This is a genomic window from Crenobacter oryzisoli (assembly GCF_030385785.1).
GTDB classification, from domain to species: Bacteria; Pseudomonadota; Gammaproteobacteria; order Burkholderiales; family Chromobacteriaceae; genus Crenobacter_A; species Crenobacter_A oryzisoli.
In genome coordinates this window covers 49546-65409 of sequence record NZ_JAUEDK010000009.1, presented here as the reverse complement: position 1 = coordinate 65409, position 15864 = coordinate 49546, and the positions used below count along the sequence as shown (strand labels likewise).

Genomic DNA, 15864 nt, shown 5'->3' with positions numbered 1-15864 from the left:
GAGTCAATGCCAGCGTAAAGAGGGTATACCCAGGCGCTCAGCGCCCAGCCACCGCTGGCTCGTGCAACAGCATCAGTTTCCTGAGCAGGGCAGCAAGCTGCCGGCGCTCGGCGGCCGATAGCGGCGTGAGCAGCGCGTGTTCGGTGGCAATGTGCCGCTCAGCGGCGGCCTCGACCACTGTCAGTCCCTTCTCGGTCAGCTCGATGAGCACCCCGCGCCGATCGTCCGGGTCGGGGCGACGTACGACCAGAGCGGCTGCTTCGAGCCGCGAGATGCGGTTGGACAGCCCGCCGGCGGTGATCAGCACCTGGGTGCGCAGCTGCTGAGGGCTCTGCCGGAACGGCGGGCCGCTGCGGCGCAGTGCGGCGATTACGCCGAACTCGCCAACCGACAGACCGAACCCCTCCAGCTGCGCCAGCAGCCGGCGGCTCAAGAAGTACTCCAGCCGCGCCAGCCGGCCGATCACTTCGGTACCGCTGCCGTTGGGGCCGGGCAACTCGTGGTGTCCGCCGACGATCGGCTCGTCGACCATGTCGGTGGCCTCGTCCGGTGCCGAGGGGTTGTCGTCGAGGAACATCTTGCACTTTCTGCTTGGTCGGCCGCATCGTTGCGGCTTGTAGATTGGATCTTCAACACAGCGATGTTTGGTGTGGTGCAGCGTCGGCGGCGTTTTCGGGAGACGGATGCCGCAGCCCTATCCAATACGCTAGCCCGTCCCAGCCGACCGCTTTCCCTTCATGGCCAAGTCCAGCGTAATGTTCGGCTTGGCGCCGCCGGTGGCGAAGCATCGTCGACCAGTCTTGTGATCGCCGGCCGGTGGCTGGACCGCAGCGGGTTACCCCTGACCAACAGGTCGTCTCGCTCCCCGCAAGGCCTTGATCCTGCCGTCGACCATTCGTTGCCGGCGCTGGCCGCCCCGCCTTCCCCCGGCACGGCCGCGTTTTCACTTTCTTTCCCTTGCCACCCTCCGAACACGACAAAGCCGGGTTGCCCTGCGAGGCAAACCCGGCTTTGAGGTTGTCGCTTAGCCCTCGTCGTGGCTGATCAGCAGCTTGCGCAGCAGCGAGGCCAGCTGCTCGCGCTCTTCGGTATTTAGCGGAGACAGTAGCTCGTCCTCGGCGGCCAAGTGATGCTCGGCGGCGTCGTCGACGACCGCCAGGCCGCGCTCGGTCAGGCGCACGATCACGCCGCGGCGATCGTTCGGGTCGGGGTGGCGGGTGACCAGGCCGGCCGCTTCGAGGCGGTTGATCCGGTTGGTCAGGCCACCGGACGAGATCAAGACCATGCCCTGCAGCTGGTTAGGCGACAGCTCATAGGGCTCGCCGGCGCGACGGAGCGCGGCGATCACGTTGAATTCGCCGACGTTCAGCAGATGGCGGGCCAGATCGGTGAGGACGCGACGAGTGATGAAATATTCGAGACGGACGATGCGTCCGATGACTTCGGTACTGGAAGGGTCCAGATCCGGGCGGACCTCACGCCAGCGGGCGACGATGTGGTCAACGTGGTCTGTTTTATTGGACATGGCTCTCTGACTGCTTATGGTTCTTGGGTGGGAAAGCGCTATTTAAAGCAGATTGGAACACTTTAGCAACAGATAAATTATTCAATCGAAAGCAACTTATATAGGTATAAATCAACACAAAGAATTTTGATATGAAGCAATAATTCGTGGCATGCTTCGGGTGGAGACGACTTCTACCCCCGGCTCAACCACTTCGACGTGAAATTCGCCGTGATATCAAAGGAATAGTGGAAAGCTGGATCGGGGCCGAATGGCATGGAAACCTGGATGGGAAGTAAATTCCATGCGAGTAATGACAATATTATACAAGGAGCAAGAAATGCAGACTGCGATTCGTGGCGCAATGCTGACCTTCAAGGACGATCCATTCCAGCGCGACCTCAAGGACTGTATGGTCTACGAGTCCGACGCGCTGATCGTAATGGACGGTGGCAAGATCACCGCGGTGGGCAAGGCGAGTGACCTGATTGCAGCGCTGCCGGCCGGCGTAGAGGTTACCGAATACAAGAACAGCATCATCGTGCCTGGCTTCATCGACAGCCACGTGCACTACCCGCAGACCCAGATCATCGGCGCCTACGGCGAGCAGCTGCTCGACTGGCTCAACAATTACACCTTCATCGCCGAGCAGCAGTTCGCCCAGAAGGAGCACGCCACCGAGGTGGCCGAGGTGTTCCTGCGCGAACAGCTGAAGAACGGCGTCACCAGCGCCACCGTCTACTGTACCGTCTACCCGCAGTCGGTCGACGCGTTCTTCGAGGTGGCCAGCCGCTACAATATGCGCGTGCAGGCCGGCAAGATCTGCATGGACCGTTTCGCGCCGGAAGCGCTGCTCGACACCCCGCAGCGCGCCTACGACGAATCGGCCGCGCTCGCCAAGAAATGGCATGGCAACGGCCGTAACGAATACGTGATCACCCCGCGCTTCGCGCCGACCTCGACCCCGGAACAGCTCGAGATGGTCGGCCAGCTGGCCCGCGACTTCCCGACCGCGCTGATCCAGTCGCACGTGTCCGAGAACGTCAACGAAGTCGAGTGGGTGAAGTCGTTGTATCCGGAATGCGGCAGCTACACCAGCGTGTACCACAAGTACGGCCTGATGCGTGAGCGCGCGATCTACGGCCACGGCATCCACCTGACCGACGAAGAGCTAGACATCTTCGCCGACACCAAGGCGGCCGTCGCGCACTGCCCGACGTCCAACTTCTTCCTGGGCTCCGGCGCGTTCAACGTCAAGAAGGCCAAGGACCCGAGCCGTCCGATCCGCGTGGGTCTCGCGACCGACCTGGGCGCCGGCACCAGCTTCTCGATGCTGCAGACGCTGAACGAGGCGTACAAGGCCGCCCAACTGAACGGCAATGCGCTGTCGGCTGGCCATGCGTTCTACCTGGCCAGCCGCGGCACCGCCGAGGCACTCGGTCTTGCCGACAAGATCGGCACCATCGCTCCGGGCTTCGAGGCCGATCTTGCGGTGATCGATCTGCACAGCACGCCGATCATCGACTACCGGATGAAGTACTGCAAAGACATCGAAGAGGCGCTGTTCATCCAGATGACGATGGGCGACGACCGCGCGATCGCCGCCACCTACGTCGCCGGCAACAAGGTGTACGGCCGCGACTGAGTGAACCTGAGTCCCGCCGTAGCTGTGGGGTGACGAAACGGGCACGCCAAGGCGCGCCCGTTTTTCGTTGATCGAATCGGCTTACAGGAGCAGGTCGCGCTCAGGGAGCAGCGTCGGCAGTCGGCGCGATCCGATCAACAGCCTGATCGGCATGTAGCCGATCGCGCCGAAGGCGATGCTGCCCGAATGGCGGCGGCATGGGGGCTCTTAGCGTGTCGGCTTGACGCGCACCAGCCGGGTGCCGGCGAGGCGGTCGTGCAGGAACTGCTTTTCCGGGTCGAAATAGGCGAAGCCGAGCGGTACGATCCACCACAAGAGCGCAGCGGTCAGCGCATGCTTGCCGGCGCCAAGCTCTACGGCCAAGCCCTTGTAGGCGATCAGCGGCATGCCGGCGAACAGAGCCAGCGCGATCAGGTAGCGCAGCGCGGCGCGGGGCCAGTCAAGCGGTGCGCCGTGCGCTCCGATCAGCTTCAATCGCCAGGTCTTCATCGCCACCGTCTGGCCGGAGCGAGTCCAGGCATAGCCGAAATAGCCGAACAGCAGCAGCACCTGCCATAGCTGCTGGCCCAGGTCGAGCAGCGGCGAGTGGCCGAGCCAGGTGATTAGCGGGGTGTATGCGGCGCTGGCACCGAGTAGCACGGCGGTGATCAGCAGTAGTTCGTAGAGTAGGCTGGCCAGACGCCGCCACCAGCCGGGGAACAGATAGGTTTCGCTCATGAGGCTCGTCGCGGGTCAGGGGGTGGTGGCGGAGTGCGCCTTCAGGCGGTCGATGGCGGCGGCGCGCTCGGCCGGTGGTAGCTCCTGCAGGTGCTTCCAGTTGTTGCGCGCCTCTTCCTGCTGCTGCGGGGTAAGCTCTGACCAGCTTTTCAGCCGCTGCTGCATGCGTTGGCGCTGCACGGCGTCGAGACCCTGATAGTCGTCGACCAGGTTGAGCATCTGCTGTTTCTTGGCCGGCGAGTAGCGATCCCAGTCGTGCGCCAGCGGTGTCAGCGCAGCGCGCTGCTCGGCCGACAGCTGCATCCAGCTCGGCGACGCGGGGGGTGTGCCCCAGCCGGTCAGCGGCATAGCGAAGAGCCCGGCCAGGAGGAGGGCGGCAAAGAGGCCGGGCTTACTGCTCGACGGCACGGCTGAACGTCGGCTCAAGGAATGCCTCCAGAGGGAGCTCATGGGACAGTAGCGAGGCTTCGGTCGGGCTCTCGTCGACGGTGAGCTGGCTTTCGGCCAACCACAGCGAGCTGGCCAGTGCTAGTAGGCCGAGCAGAGCGGCGCCGCCGCGGCGTACCAGCCGGGCGTGGTGGCTCAGCCAGAGGCCGGCGGTCTCGGCCAGGCGGACCGGTTCTTCGGCGCGCATGTCATAACGTGCCAGCGCCGCTTGGCGGGCGCGCTTCAAGCGTTCTAGCTGACGCAGCGTCAGCGCGTCGGTTGGCGCATCGAGCGCGCGGGTCAGCTGGTTTGGCAAACGGTCATCGTGGGCATCATGATTCATAGCGTGACTCCCTTCTGCTGCAGGATGGTGGCCAGCGTATGGGTAGCGCGAGAGCAGTGGGTCTTCACGCTGCCCTGTGAGCAGCCCATCACTTCGGCTGTTTCCGCCACGTCCAGTCCTTCCCAGTAACGCAGCAGGAACGCCTCACGTTGACGATTGGGCAGCAGTGAGATCGCGCCCTCGATCAGCTGGCTCACTTCCTTGCGTGCCAGCCAGGTCTCGGGATTGGTCTGCGTCTCGTCCGATTCGACGTTCAGCACCTCGAGCGGGTCGAGGCCCTCATCTTCCTGGCGGGCCGGGACCAGTGCGGAGAACAGCGTGATAAAGAAGCGTCGCACCTTGCTGCGCCGGTAGAAGTCGCGGATGGTGTTCTGCAGGATGCGTTGAAACAGCAATGGCAACTCTGCCGCCGGCGCGTGCGCGTAACGGTCGGCCAGTTTCATCATCGAGTCCTGAACAATGTCAAGAGCATTATTCTCGTCCTGGACCGCGTACAGCGCCTGTTTGAAGGCACGACGTTCTACCGACTGAAGAAAGTCGGCCATTTCCTTGCGAGATGCCATTTGACTAGCAATTTCAATGCCAACGGACCATCTTAACAAACCCGTTGGCAGTCGGGTAGCGCTGCTTGAAAGCACTGATTTTTAAGCGTTGGCGGGGATTTGCAGGTGCGCAAAAGCGCTTGACCGAACTTTCACAGATAAGCTAAGTTCGAACTCATAACATTGGGATTAATCTCATATTAAATCAAGAGGCAATGATGCAGATCTCGGGCGCGGAAATCGTCGTCCGCAGTCTCCAGGAAGAAGGCGTTGAATTCGTCTTCGGCTACCCTGGTGGTGCGGTACTCGAAATATACGATGCCATCTTCAAGCAAGATGCATTCAAACACGTGCTGGTGCGGCACGAGCAGGCAGCGGTGCATGCCGCCGATGCTTATTCGCGCTCCAGCGACAAGGTCGGCGTGGCGCTGGTGACCTCCGGTCCCGGCGCGACCAATGCCCTCACCGGCATTGCCACCGCCTATCTCGACTCGATCCCGCTGGTGGTGATCTCCGGCCAGGTCGGCACCCCGGCCATCGGCCTGGATGCCTTCCAGGAAGTCGACATGATCGGCATGTCGCGGCCGTGTGTGAAGCACAACTTCCTGGTCAAGGACATCGCCGAGCTGGCGTCCACCATCAAGAAGGCATTCTACATCGCCAAGACCGGCCGTCCCGGCCCGGTGGTGGTCGACATCCCGAAGGATGTGCAGCAGACTCTGGCCGAGTTCCACTGGCCGGATAGCGTCAACATTCGTTCCTATACCCCGGTGACCCGCGGTCACCCGGGCCAGATCAAGAAGGCGGTCAGCCTGCTGGCCGAAGCCAAGCGCCCGTTCATCTACGTGGGTGGCGGCGCGGTGCTGGGCAACGCTGCCGACGAGGTGCGCGAACTGGTGCGCTCGCTGGGCCTGCCTTGTACCAACACGCTGATGGGCCTGGGCGCCTATCCGGGTACCGACCCGCAGTTCCTCGGCATGCTCGGCATGCACGGCACCTACGAAGCCAATATGGCGATGCAGAACTGCGACGTGCTGATCGCGATCGGCGCGCGTTTCGACGACCGCGTGATCAGCGTGCCGTCCAAGTTCACCGCCGTGCCGAAAAAGATCGTCCACATCGACGTCGACCCGTCCTCGATCGCCAAGCGCGTCAAGGTCGACATCCCGATCGTCGGCGACGTGAAGCTGGTGCTGCGCGAGATGCTCGACGTGCTGAAGGCCACCGGCGCCAAGCCGGCCGCCGAGCCGCTGGCCGCCTGGTGGCGCCAGATCGACGCCTGGCGCGCGCCGAACTCGCTGCGCTACGCGACCAGCAACGAGATCATCAAGCCGCAGTACGTGGTGGAGACGCTGTTCGAGGTGACCGGCGGCAACGCGATCATCACCTCCGACGTCGGCCAGCACCAGATGTGGGCGGCGCAGTACTACAAGTTCGACCGTCCGAAGCAGTGGCTCAACTCCGGCGGCCTCGGCACCATGGGCGTCGGCCTGCCGTACGCGATGGGCGCCCAGTTGGCCAATCCGGACGCGCAAGTCGCCTGCATCACCGGCGAAGCGTCGATCCAGATGAACATCCAGGAGCTGTCGACCTGTCACCAGTACCACATCCCGGTCAAGCTGGTGAACCTGAACAACCGCTACCTGGGCATGGTGCGCCAGTGGCAGGAGATCTTCTACGGCAACCGCTATTCCGAGTCGTACATGGATGCGCTGCCGGACTTCGTGAAACTGGCCGAAGCGTATGGCCACGTCGGCTTCAAGGTGGAAAAGCCGTCCGACGTCGAGCCGGTGCTGCGCGAAGCGTTCGGGCCGAAGCTGAAAGAGCGTTTGGTATTCCTCGACTTCCTGACCGATCAGTCGGAAAACGTCTACCCGATGGTCGGTAACGGCAAGGGCCTGGACGAGATGGACCTGCCGCCGCACATGCGCGATGCGCAAGCGGCCGAGTCCGAACGTGACTACGGCAACCTGTGCTGATCGAGGACGGCCTGAACATGCGACATATTCTTTCCATTTTGCTTGAAAACGAAGCGGGCGCCTTGTCCCGCGTCGTGGGCCTGTTTTCGGCCCGCGGTTACAACATCGATTCGCTGACCGTGTCCACCACCGAGGATGCGACACTGTCACGTATGACCATCGTCACCCACGGCTCCGACGATGTGATCGAACAGATCACCAAGCAGCTCAACAAGCTGATCGAGGTGGTCAAGGTGATCGACCTGAACGAGTCCGAGCATATCGAGCGCGAACTGATGCTGATCAAGGTGCGCGCGACAGGCAAGGATCGTGAAGAGATGAAGCGGATGGCGGACATCTTCCGCGGCCGCATCATCGACGTGACCGAGAAGACCTACACCCTCGAGCTCACCGGCACCAGCGACAAGCTCAACGCCTTTATCGAGGCGGTCGACCGTACAGTGATCCTGGAAACGGTCCGTACTGGTGCATCGGGGATCGGTCGCGGCGAGCGGATTCTGAAAATCTGAGTCGTCGGCGGCGGGGCTGGTTCCCGCCGGATAGCCGTAACGCATTAGCAAACTTGGGCGCCGCCCGACGGCGGTGCCCCGAAATATATAGGGAAACATCATGAAGGTTTTTTACGACAAAGACGCTGACCTCTCGATCATCAAGGGTAAGAAGGTCGCCATCATCGGTTACGGCTCGCAAGGCCATGCTCACGCGCAGAACCTGAAAGAGTCCGGCGTCGACGTCGTAGTCGGTCTGCGCAAGGACGGCGCTTCGTGGAAGAAGGCGGAAGGCGCCGGCCACCAGGTGAAGGAAGTGGCCGAGGCAGTAAAAGGCGCTGACGTAGTGATGATCCTGCTGCCGGACGAGTCGCAGCCGGACGTGTACAAGAGCGAAATCGAGCCGAACATCAAGCAGGGTGCTGCACTGGCGTTCGCGCACGGCTTCAACGTGCACTACAACCAGATCGTGCCGCGTGCCGACCTCGACGTGATCATGATCGCCCCGAAGGGCCCGGGCCACACCGTGCGCTCCGAATACCTGAAGGGTGGCGGCGTGCCGACGCTGATCGCCGTGTACCAGGACAAGTCGGGCCGCGCACGTGACGTGGCGCTGTCTTACGCTGCAGCCAACGGCGGCACCAAGGGTGGTGTGATCGAGACCAACTTCCGCGAAGAGACCGAGACCGACCTGTTCGGTGAGCAAGCCGTGCTGTGTGGCGGTGCGGTCGAGTTGGTGAAGGCCGGTTTCGAAACCCTGACCGAAGCCGGCTACGCGCCGGAAATGGCTTACTTCGAGTGCCTGCACGAATTGAAGCTGATCGTCGACCTGATGTACGAAGGCGGCATCGCTAACATGAACTACTCGATCTCGAACAACGCCGAATACGGCGAGTACGTGACCGGCCCGGAAGTGGTGACCTCGGCTACCAAGGAAGCGATGAAGAAAGCGCTGTACCGCATCCAGTCGGGTGAGTACGCCAAGATGTTCATCCTGGAAGGCAAGACCAACTACCCGTCGATGACCGCCCGTCGTCGTCTGAACGCCGAGCACCCGATCGAGAAGGTGGGTAACGAACTGCGCGCGATGATGCCGTGGATCGCCAAGAACAAGCTGGTCGACCAGTCGAAGAACTAAGCCTGATTCAAAGCAAGTAAAAAAGCCGGGAGCGATCCCGGCTTTTTTTTGTAAGAGCGCCTCAGGTGCGAGTCGGGTGGCGGGCCGTTCAGTCGGCCATCGCCTCGCCCATTCGCACTGCGCGTGCCGGCGCCCAGTCGGCATTGAAAGTGAGCGGACCCTTCGGGAATAGCAGCACCACGGTCGAGCCTAGCAGGAAACGCCCCATCTCCTCGCCCTTCTTCAGAGTGATGTTCTGGTCGCGATAGTCCCAGCGCCGCACATTGGCGCTGCGCGGCGGGTTGATTACGCCGTGCCACACCGTCTCCATGCTGCCGACGATGGTGGCGCCGACCAGCACCAGGGCGAACGGGCCGTGTGGGGAGTCGAAGTGGCAGACCACGCGTTCGTTGCGGGCGAACAGGCCGTCGACGCCACGTGCGGTGGCCGGGTTGACCGAGTACAGTTCGCCCGGCACATAACTCATCGAGAGCAGGCGGCCGTCACACGGCATGTGGATGCGGTGATAGTCGCGCGGACTCAGGTAGATGGTGGCGAACAGGCCGTCGTCGAACTGGCGGGCTTGCGCGGCATCGCTGGCCAGTAGGGCGCCGCTGCTATAGGACTTGCCTTTGGCCTGGAAGATTTGATCGCGCTCGATGCGGCCGAACTGGCTGATCGCGCCGTCCACCGGACAGACCAGCTGCGTCGCCGCCAGCGGACGCAAACCCGGCTTCAGTGCCCGGGTGAAGAAATCGTTGAAGCGGGTGTAGCCGTGCGGATTGGGCTCGGCCGCCTCCGACATGTCAACGCCGTATTTGGCGATGAAGCGGCGTATCATCCACTGCGTCAGCGCACCGGCGCGCCGACGCGCGACAAAGCCGAACAGGCGTGTGATGAGAAGCTTGGGCAGCAGGTGCTGCAGCTGGACGAAAAGGCGCTCGGACAAGGGTAGATTCCCAAGAATTCGGTCAAAGCAGCAAAGTATAGCCTATCCGCCTGCCGGTCGCGCTCGGCGCGCTGCTCGCGTTACAATAGTAAGTTATTGATACCAACCGCAACGGTGCCGTGGCGCCGTTGTCTTCTGCGGAAAGTGAAGATGCAGACTCCTGACTCCCTCAGACCGGAAAAGCCAACGCTCCGGCGCCAGGGCATTTATCTTCTCCCCAACCTGTTTACGCTGGCGGCGCTGTTCGCCGGCTTCTACGGCGTCGTGCAGGCGATGAACACCAAGTTTGAGGTGGCGGCGGTGGCGGTGTTCCTCGCGATGATCCTGGACGGCCTGGACGGTCGGGTGGCGCGGCTGACGCATAGCCAGAGCGCCTTCGGCGCCGAGTTCGACAGTCTTTCCGATATGGTTAGCTTCGGCGTGGCACCGGCGCTGATCGCCTACGAGTGGATGCTCAAGGATCTGGGCAAGCTAGGCTGGATGGTCGCGTTCATCTATTGCGCATGCGCTGCGCTGCGCCTGGCGCGCTTCAACACGATGCTCGGCACGGCCGACAAGCGCTGGTTCACCGGTCTGCCGAGTCCGGCGGCAGCGGCGCTGGTAGCGGGGCTGGTGTGGATCTGCCATGCCTATCAGTACACCGATCTGCCGTACCTAAATTGGGTCACGCTGGGCTTCACCGCGTTCGCCGGCATTTCGATGGTGGTGAATGTGCGCTTCTGGAGCTTCAAGGAGATCCACGTGCGCCGTAAGGTGCCGTTCATGGCATTGCTGGTGGTGGTGATCGGTATCCTGCTGATCGTGTCCGAGCCGCCGCTGGTGCTGTTCGGCTTCTTCGTCGGTTACGGCCTGTCCGGTTATGTGATGGCGCTGCTCGGCATGGGGCGCAATGGCAAGCAGACGCCCGGGCGTCCGGCGGTGTGAAGCGGTGTATTTAATTTCCCGAAAGGGCGGCGTGAGCCGCCCTTTTTTTGCGTCTGGAGGTCCGCAGGGCGCCCTCTTGGGAAATAAATTGGACCATATGTCCAATATTTGCGTGTTAGACACGGTGTTTTACGGTTTTTATGGAAAAATTCTGAAAACTGGTTGACCAGATGTCCAACTTTTCCCTATTCTCGATCTCAATGACAACGCAAGGGTGTGACATGCAACTCGACATCGAACGACTGATCGCAGACTTCGGCGGCCCGGGCAAGCTGGCCGACGAGCTCAATCGGGCCTTCCCCGACGATCCGGTGTCGCGTGCCGCTGTTTACAAGTGGCGCGAACGCGGCAGTCTGCCCTTGGCGCAATTAAATAAACTGGCCCTGCTCGCGGCGGGAGTCGGTAAATCGTTCAACTTCAACGATTATCTGATCGGTGGGACCCGATCGGGACAGGGAGAGTCACCTATCATGAGCGATCGCTTGTACATCTTCGACACCACCTTGCGCGACGGCGAGCAGAGCCCGGGCGCGTCGATGACCAAGGAAGAAAAGATCCGCATCGCGCGCCAGCTGGAGCGGCTCGGCGTCGACATCATCGAGGCCGGTTTCGCTGCGGCGAGCCCAGGCGATGCCGACGCAATCCGTGCGATCGCCGAGGTGATCAAGGAGTCGACCGTCTGTAGCCTGGCCCGTGCCAACGAGCGCGACATCCGTGCCGCCGGCGAGGCGATCAAGCCGGCCGCGCGTGGCCGCATCCACACCTTCATCGCTACCAGCCCGATCCACATGGAGCATAAGCTGCGCATGAGCCCGGATCAGGTGGTCGAGGCGGCGGTGAAGGCGGTGACCTTGGCGCGCGAATACACCGACGACGTCGAATTCTCGGCCGAAGATGCGTTGCGTTCCGATATCGATTTTCTCGCCCGCATCTTCGGCGAGGTGATCAAGGCCGGTGCCACCACCTTGAACGTGCCGGATACGGTCGGCTACGCGGTGCCGCAGAAGACTGAAGCGTTCTTCCGCGAGCTGATCGCCAAGACTCCGGGCGGCGACAAGGTGATCTGGTCGGCGCACTGCCACAACGACCTGGGCATGGCGGTGGCCAACAGCCTGGCTGCGGTGCTCGGCGGCGCCCGCCAGGTGGAGTGCACCATTAACGGCCTTGGCGAGCGTGCCGGCAACGCGGCGATGGAAGAAATCGTGATGGCGGTGAAGACCCGTCGTGACATCTTCAACGTGGATACCCGTATCGACACCACCCAGATCGTGCCGGCTTCCAAGCTGGTGTCCACCGTCACCGGCTACCCGGTGCAGCCGAACAAGGCCATCGTCGGTGCCAATGCCTTCGCCCACGAGTCGGGCATTCACCAGGACGGCGTGCTCAAGCACCGTGAAACCTACGAGATCATGTCGGCCGAGAGTGTTGGCTGGAGCACCAACCGCCTGACCCTCGGCAAGCTGTCCGGCCGCAACGCGTTCCGCACCAAGCTCGCCGAACTGGGCATTCATCTCGACAGCGAGGAGGCGCTGAATGCCGCGTTCGCTCGCTTCAAGGAGCTGGCCGACAAGAAGCGCGAGATCTTCGACGAGGACCTGCACGCGCTGGTGTCGGACGAGATGGTGTCGCTCGGCCAGGAGGACTTCAACTTCGTGTCGTTGAAGATCCACACCGAGACCGGTGAAGCGCCGCACGCCGAGATCGTGTTCATCGCGCAGGGTGAAGAGAAGCGCGCCGAGTCGGTTGGCTCCGGCCCGGTCGATGCCACCTTCAAGGCCATCGAGAGCGTGGTCCACAGCGCGGCCGAACTGGAACTCTATTCGGTCAACGCGGTGACCAAGGGCACCGAATCGCAGGGCGAGGTGACGGTACGCCTGTCACGCGATGGCCGCATCGTGTCCGGTCAGGGGGCCGACACCGACGTGATCGTCGCCGGCGCCAAGGCCTACCTGTCGGCACTGAACAAATTGCATAGCCGGGCAGAACGTCCGAATCCGCAAACCTCGGTGTAAGCGCAATCCGCGACACCTGAACATTGCCGGGACCGCGTGATCCGCCGTTCGCTGGTCAAAGCAGGCTCCACAAGGGCCTGCTTTCGTGCGTCCGTTTGACGGCTTGCCAGCGGGGCGGGTTTGGCTCAAGCTGACGGCCTTTCTGTCTCCGCAGGAGTGCTTCCGCCATGGCCCAAGGCTATTTCATCACCGGCACCGATACCGAAATCGGCAAGACACACGCGGCGGTGCGGCTGATTGAGCAGTGGCGGAGCGAGGGCAAGCGAGTGATGGCGATGAAGCCGATCGCTGCCGGCTGCGAGGTTCTGCCGGACGGTCGTTGGGTCAACGACGACGTCGAGCGCTTGGTCGCCGCCAGCGGGCAGACCGACCGTGAACTGATGAACCCGTATCGCTTCCTGCCGCCGGTCTCCCCGCATATCGCCGCGCGCGAGGCCGGCGTAGCCATCTCGCTCGACACGATCAAGGCGCACTACCTAGCATTGGCTGAACAGGCCGACCTGGTGCTGGTAGAGGGCGCAGGCGGCTGGTTCGCGCCACTGTCCGACACGCTGTTCATGCGCGATCTCGCGTGGGCGCTGGACCTGCCGATCATCTTGGTGGTCGGGATGCGGCTTGGCTGCATCAACCATGCGCTCTTGACTGCGCAGGCCATTGAGGCGTCAGGTCTGCCGCTGGCCGGCTGGGTCGCCAATCGGATTGTGCCCGATCAACCGGCCTACGAGGACAATCTGGCAACCTTAAAGGCGCATATCCATGCTCCACTGCTGCTGGAAATTCCTTTCGAGCAAAAATCTTAATAAGAAGATTTGTCGTCCGACAGGGCCGGGGTGCATGCGTTACAATTTCATGATTCAATTCTGAATTTTGCCGCACCCAGCATGGAACAGCTCAAGCACAAGATCCTGACCGAAGGCCGACTCCTGGATGGTTTCGTTCTGAAGGTCGACAACTTTCTCAATCATCAGCTCGATGTCGAGCTGCTCGATGCGATGGGGGCGGAGTTCGCCCGCCGCTTCGCCGGTGTGAAGATCGACAAGATCCTGACCATCGAAGCATCCGGCATTGCGGTGGCGGCGATGGCAGCTCGCCATTTTGGTTACCCACCGGTGGTGTTCGCGAAAAAGACCCAGAGTCTTAACCTCGATGCCGACGCGTTCGAGACCGAGGTGTACTCGTTCACCAAGCAGCAGGTCTACAAGGTACGTGTGTCGCGCCGCTACCTGAAACCGGGTGAGCGGGTGCTGATCATCGACGACTTTCTCGCGCACGGCCATGCCACCCGTGGCCTGATCGATATCGTCAAGCAGGCAGGGGCGGAACCGGCCGGCGTCGGCATTGTGATCGAGAAGGGCTTCCAGGGCGGCGGCAAGCTGATCCGCGACGCCGGGGTACGCCTCGAGTCGCTGGCGGTGCTCAAGTCGATCGCCGACGGCAAGATCGAATTCGCCTGAGTACATCGATCAGGCCAAACAAAAACGGCACCTGCGGGTGCCGTTTTTGTTTGCGCATGCAAACGCGCTGTCAGTGCATGATCTCGCGGAACACTTCGCGTCCGCCGACGGTACCGACAAATGGGGAACCGCCGCCAGTCGGCTTGTTGAGATCGCCAGTCATCACCGCCTGCTCGCCGCGCAGAGTCACCCCGCTACAGTTGACGCTGCCGGCCTTGGGGTCGATCACCTGACACTGCAGTAGCCCATTGAGCGGATAGCCCGCCTGCTCGAACCATTTGGCGCCGTAAGCGCCAGCGTAGGTGGCATTGGTGCCGGACATCATGTTGGCGCAACCGGCCAACAGGCCGGTGCTGATGCCGGCTATCGCCAAAAGGCGTGCGTTCATCGCTTTCTCCTGAGCGGGACGGAGGAGCAGTGTACGGCCGCCTCACGCCGGCCGGCAAACGCGCCCGGCGAAGCCGCTGTGGGATGGCAACATCATTGCAGCTTGTTTTATCGAACTTACAGCCTAGTATCAGAAAAGCTCGACGTCATTAATGAGCGGATTAAGAGCCACCATTAACATCATTTCACGATGTGCCGGTGGTTCGGACGGTGGTCGGCTTGGGCCCCCTTGGGCCCGCAAAGCAGGGGGAACCCATGTCTTTTCTGCGATTTTTCACGGTAATGCTCGGTATGCTGGCGACCTCGGCCGAGGCGGCCGAGGTCAATCTGCAGTCGCCGGTCACCTCGATTGCCCGCGACATCTACGGACTGCATACGTTGCTCTTGATCATCACCGGCACGATTGCGCTGGTGGTGTTCGGGGTGATGTTCTATGCCATTATCCGCCATCGCAAGGTGGCCGGGCGCACCGCTAAGCTGTTCCACGAAAACACCACGGTCGAGGTCATCTGGACCGTCGTCCCTTTCCTGATCCTGGTCGGCATGGCGTGGCCGGCGACCCGTACCGTGCTTGCCCAGAAGAGTACCCGCGGCGAGGACATGACGATCAAGGTCACCGGCTACCAGTGGAAGTGGCGCTATGACTACCTCGACGACAACTTCGGTTTCGTCAGCCATCTTGCCACGCCGCAGAGCGCGATCCAGGGTGTCTCCGCCAAGCCGGTCAACTATCTCTTGGAGGTCGACGAACCGTTGGTGGTGCCGACTGGCAAGAAGGTAAGGCTGCTGTTGACCGCCAACGACGTGATCCATTCCTGGTGGATGCCCGCGCTGGGCGTGAAGCAGGACGCGATTCCCGGCTTCGTGCGTGACACCTGGTTCAAGGTTGACACTCCCGGCACCTATCGCGGCCAGTGTTCTGAGCTGTGCGGCAAAGACCACGGCTACATGCCTATCGTCGTGATCGCCAAGAGCCCTGCCGACTACGACAAATGGCTGGCCGACAAGAAAAAGGCGGTCGCAGCCATGGCCGACGACCCGAACAAGATCTGGAAGCTCGAGGATCTGAAGGCGCGCGGCGAGAAGGTCTACCAGCAGAACTGCGTGCCCTGTCACCAGGCGACAGGTAAGGGTATCCCGGGCTCCTTCCCGGCACTCGACGGCTCCAAGATTGTCACCACCGACAAGGCAGCGCATATCCACATCGTGCTGAACGGTAGCCAGAAGAACCCGGCGATGGCGGCGTGGGGTAAGCAGCTGTCCGATACCGATATCGCAGCGGTGATTACCTACGAGCGTAATGCCTGGAGCAACCACACCGGCGATGTGATCCAACCCAAGGACGTCAAGGCGGCCCGTGGCGGCAAGGTTTAAAGG

General features: G+C 62.1%; 17 protein-coding genes. 9 read left to right on the top strand and 8 right to left on the bottom strand.

The features are described 5' to 3' along the window. Positions 1-37 precede the first annotated feature (37 nt). Complete coding sequence (locus QU481_RS07275; RefSeq protein WP_289829267.1) at positions 38-577, bottom strand: MarR family winged helix-turn-helix transcriptional regulator; 540 nt, start codon at positions 575-577, stop codon at positions 38-40. Positions 578-1024: 447 nt separating this feature from the next. Beyond that, complete coding sequence (locus QU481_RS07270; protein WP_289829266.1) at positions 1025-1525, bottom strand: MarR family winged helix-turn-helix transcriptional regulator; 501 nt, start codon at positions 1523-1525, stop codon at positions 1025-1027. A gap of 319 nt (positions 1526-1844) precedes the next feature. On the opposite strand from QU481_RS07270, the gene guaD reads away from it, so the two are divergent. Continuing rightward, on the top strand, positions 1845-3149 hold the full coding sequence (guaD, locus tag QU481_RS07265) for a guanine deaminase (RefSeq protein ID WP_289829265.1): 1305 nt from the start codon (positions 1845-1847) through the stop codon (positions 3147-3149). Positions 3150-3356: 207 nt separating this feature from the next. Here the strand turns inward: guaD and QU481_RS07260 are convergent, their stop codons facing one another. The 4 genes from QU481_RS07260 to QU481_RS07245 are packed head-to-tail and all read right to left on the bottom strand — an operon-like array spanning position 3357 to position 5198. Further along, positions 3357-3866 carry an RDD family protein gene (locus tag QU481_RS07260; protein ID WP_289829264.1) on the bottom strand — a complete coding sequence of 170 codons (510 nt, stop codon included), beginning with the start codon at positions 3864-3866 and terminating at the stop codon, positions 3357-3359. A 15-nt stretch (positions 3867-3881) separates the two neighbouring features. Beyond that, complete coding sequence (locus QU481_RS07255; protein WP_289829263.1) at positions 3882-4292, bottom strand: DUF3106 domain-containing protein; 411 nt, start codon at positions 4290-4292, stop codon at positions 3882-3884. Continuing rightward, on the bottom strand, positions 4258-4635 hold the full coding sequence (locus tag QU481_RS07250; RefSeq protein WP_289829262.1) for a DUF3619 family protein: 378 nt from the start codon (positions 4633-4635) through the stop codon (positions 4258-4260). The genes QU481_RS07255 and QU481_RS07250 overlap by 35 nt, the downstream gene beginning before the upstream one ends. Next, complete coding sequence (locus tag QU481_RS07245) at positions 4632-5198, bottom strand: RNA polymerase sigma factor (protein WP_289829261.1); 567 nt, start codon at positions 5196-5198, stop codon at positions 4632-4634. The genes QU481_RS07250 and QU481_RS07245 overlap by 4 nt, the downstream gene beginning before the upstream one ends. 197 nt (positions 5199-5395) lie before the next feature. Between QU481_RS07245 and ilvB the strand changes: the two genes are divergently transcribed. The 3 genes from ilvB to ilvC all read left to right on the top strand — a co-directional run bounded on the left by ilvB (position 5396) and on the right by ilvC (position 8782). Continuing rightward, positions 5396-7156, top strand: coding sequence for a biosynthetic-type acetolactate synthase large subunit (gene ilvB, locus QU481_RS07240; protein WP_289829326.1), 1761 nt, complete (start codon positions 5396-5398; stop codon positions 7154-7156). 17 nt (positions 7157-7173) lie between these two features. Further along, positions 7174-7665, top strand: a complete 492-nt coding sequence (gene ilvN / locus QU481_RS07235) for an acetolactate synthase small subunit (protein WP_289829260.1) — start codon at positions 7174-7176, stop codon at positions 7663-7665. 100 nt (positions 7666-7765) lie between these two features. Then, positions 7766-8782, top strand: coding sequence for a ketol-acid reductoisomerase (gene ilvC, locus QU481_RS07230; protein WP_289829259.1), 1017 nt, complete (start codon positions 7766-7768; stop codon positions 8780-8782). A gap of 88 nt (positions 8783-8870) precedes the next feature. On the opposite strand, the gene asd is transcribed toward ilvC, so the two are convergent. After that, entirely contained in the window at positions 8871-9710 is an 840-nt protein-coding gene (gene asd / locus QU481_RS07225) for an archaetidylserine decarboxylase (protein WP_289829258.1), read from the bottom strand. A 150-nt stretch (positions 9711-9860) separates the two neighbouring features. Between asd and pssA the strand changes: the two genes are divergently transcribed. The 4 genes from pssA to QU481_RS07205 all read left to right on the top strand — a co-directional run bounded on the left by pssA (position 9861) and on the right by QU481_RS07205 (position 14100). Beyond that, positions 9861-10634: a CDP-diacylglycerol--serine O-phosphatidyltransferase gene (gene pssA / locus QU481_RS07220; protein WP_289829257.1), complete on the top strand. Its 774-nt coding sequence runs from the start codon at positions 9861-9863 to the stop codon at positions 10632-10634. A 221-nt stretch (positions 10635-10855) separates the two neighbouring features. Beyond that, the gene (locus tag QU481_RS07215; RefSeq protein WP_289829256.1) at positions 10856-12646 is read left to right on the top strand and encodes a 2-isopropylmalate synthase; all 1791 of its coding nucleotides are present in this window, start codon (positions 10856-10858) and stop codon (positions 12644-12646) included. A 167-nt stretch (positions 12647-12813) separates the two neighbouring features. Further along, the gene (bioD, locus tag QU481_RS07210) at positions 12814-13446 is read left to right on the top strand and encodes a dethiobiotin synthase (protein ID WP_289829255.1); all 633 of its coding nucleotides are present in this window, start codon (positions 12814-12816) and stop codon (positions 13444-13446) included. A gap of 81 nt (positions 13447-13527) precedes the next feature. After that, positions 13528-14100 carry a xanthine phosphoribosyltransferase gene (locus tag QU481_RS07205; RefSeq protein ID WP_289829254.1) on the top strand — a complete coding sequence of 191 codons (573 nt, stop codon included), beginning with the start codon at positions 13528-13530 and terminating at the stop codon, positions 14098-14100. Between the two features lie 70 nt (positions 14101-14170). Here the strand turns inward: QU481_RS07205 and QU481_RS07200 are convergent, their stop codons facing one another. Then, entirely contained in the window at positions 14171-14488 is a 318-nt protein-coding gene (locus QU481_RS07200) for a hypothetical protein (RefSeq protein ID WP_289829253.1), read from the bottom strand. A gap of 254 nt (positions 14489-14742) precedes the next feature. Between QU481_RS07200 and coxB the strand changes: the two genes are divergently transcribed. Then, positions 14743-15861: a cytochrome c oxidase subunit II gene (gene coxB / locus QU481_RS07195; RefSeq protein WP_289829252.1), complete on the top strand. Its 1119-nt coding sequence runs from the start codon at positions 14743-14745 to the stop codon at positions 15859-15861. Positions 15862-15864 lie beyond the last annotated feature (3 nt).

Bases quoted from the DNA above. Each gene is read 5' to 3' on its own strand.
- QU481_RS07275 (WP_289829267.1), bottom strand. From the start codon at position 577: ATGTTCCTCGACGACAACCCCTCGGCACCGGACGAGGCCACCGACATG.
- QU481_RS07270 (WP_289829266.1), bottom strand. From the start codon at position 1,525: ATGTCCAATAAAACAGACCACGTTGACCACATCGTCGCCCGCTGGCGT.
- guaD (WP_289829265.1), top strand. From the start codon at position 1,845: ATGCAGACTGCGATTCGTGGCGCAATGCTGACCTTCAAGGACGATCCA.
- QU481_RS07260 (WP_289829264.1), bottom strand. From the start codon at position 3,866: ATGAGCGAAACCTATCTGTTCCCCGGCTGGTGGCGGCGTCTGGCCAGC.
- QU481_RS07250 (WP_289829262.1), bottom strand. From the start codon at position 4,635: ATGAATCATGATGCCCACGATGACCGTTTGCCAAACCAGCTGACCCGC.
- QU481_RS07245 (WP_289829261.1), bottom strand. From the start codon at position 5,198: ATGGCATCTCGCAAGGAAATGGCCGACTTTCTTCAGTCGGTAGAACGT.
- ilvB (WP_289829326.1), top strand. From the start codon at position 5,396: ATGCAGATCTCGGGCGCGGAAATCGTCGTCCGCAGTCTCCAGGAAGAA.
- ilvN (WP_289829260.1), top strand. From the start codon at position 7,174: ATGCGACATATTCTTTCCATTTTGCTTGAAAACGAAGCGGGCGCCTTG.
- ilvC (WP_289829259.1), top strand. From the start codon at position 7,766: ATGAAGGTTTTTTACGACAAAGACGCTGACCTCTCGATCATCAAGGGT.
- pssA (WP_289829257.1), top strand. From the start codon at position 9,861: ATGCAGACTCCTGACTCCCTCAGACCGGAAAAGCCAACGCTCCGGCGC.
- QU481_RS07215 (WP_289829256.1), top strand. From the start codon at position 10,856: ATGCAACTCGACATCGAACGACTGATCGCAGACTTCGGCGGCCCGGGC.
- bioD (WP_289829255.1), top strand. From the start codon at position 12,814: ATGGCCCAAGGCTATTTCATCACCGGCACCGATACCGAAATCGGCAAG.
- QU481_RS07205 (WP_289829254.1), top strand. From the start codon at position 13,528: ATGGAACAGCTCAAGCACAAGATCCTGACCGAAGGCCGACTCCTGGAT.
- QU481_RS07200 (WP_289829253.1), bottom strand. From the start codon at position 14,488: ATGAACGCACGCCTTTTGGCGATAGCCGGCATCAGCACCGGCCTGTTG.
- coxB (WP_289829252.1), top strand. From the start codon at position 14,743: ATGTCTTTTCTGCGATTTTTCACGGTAATGCTCGGTATGCTGGCGACC.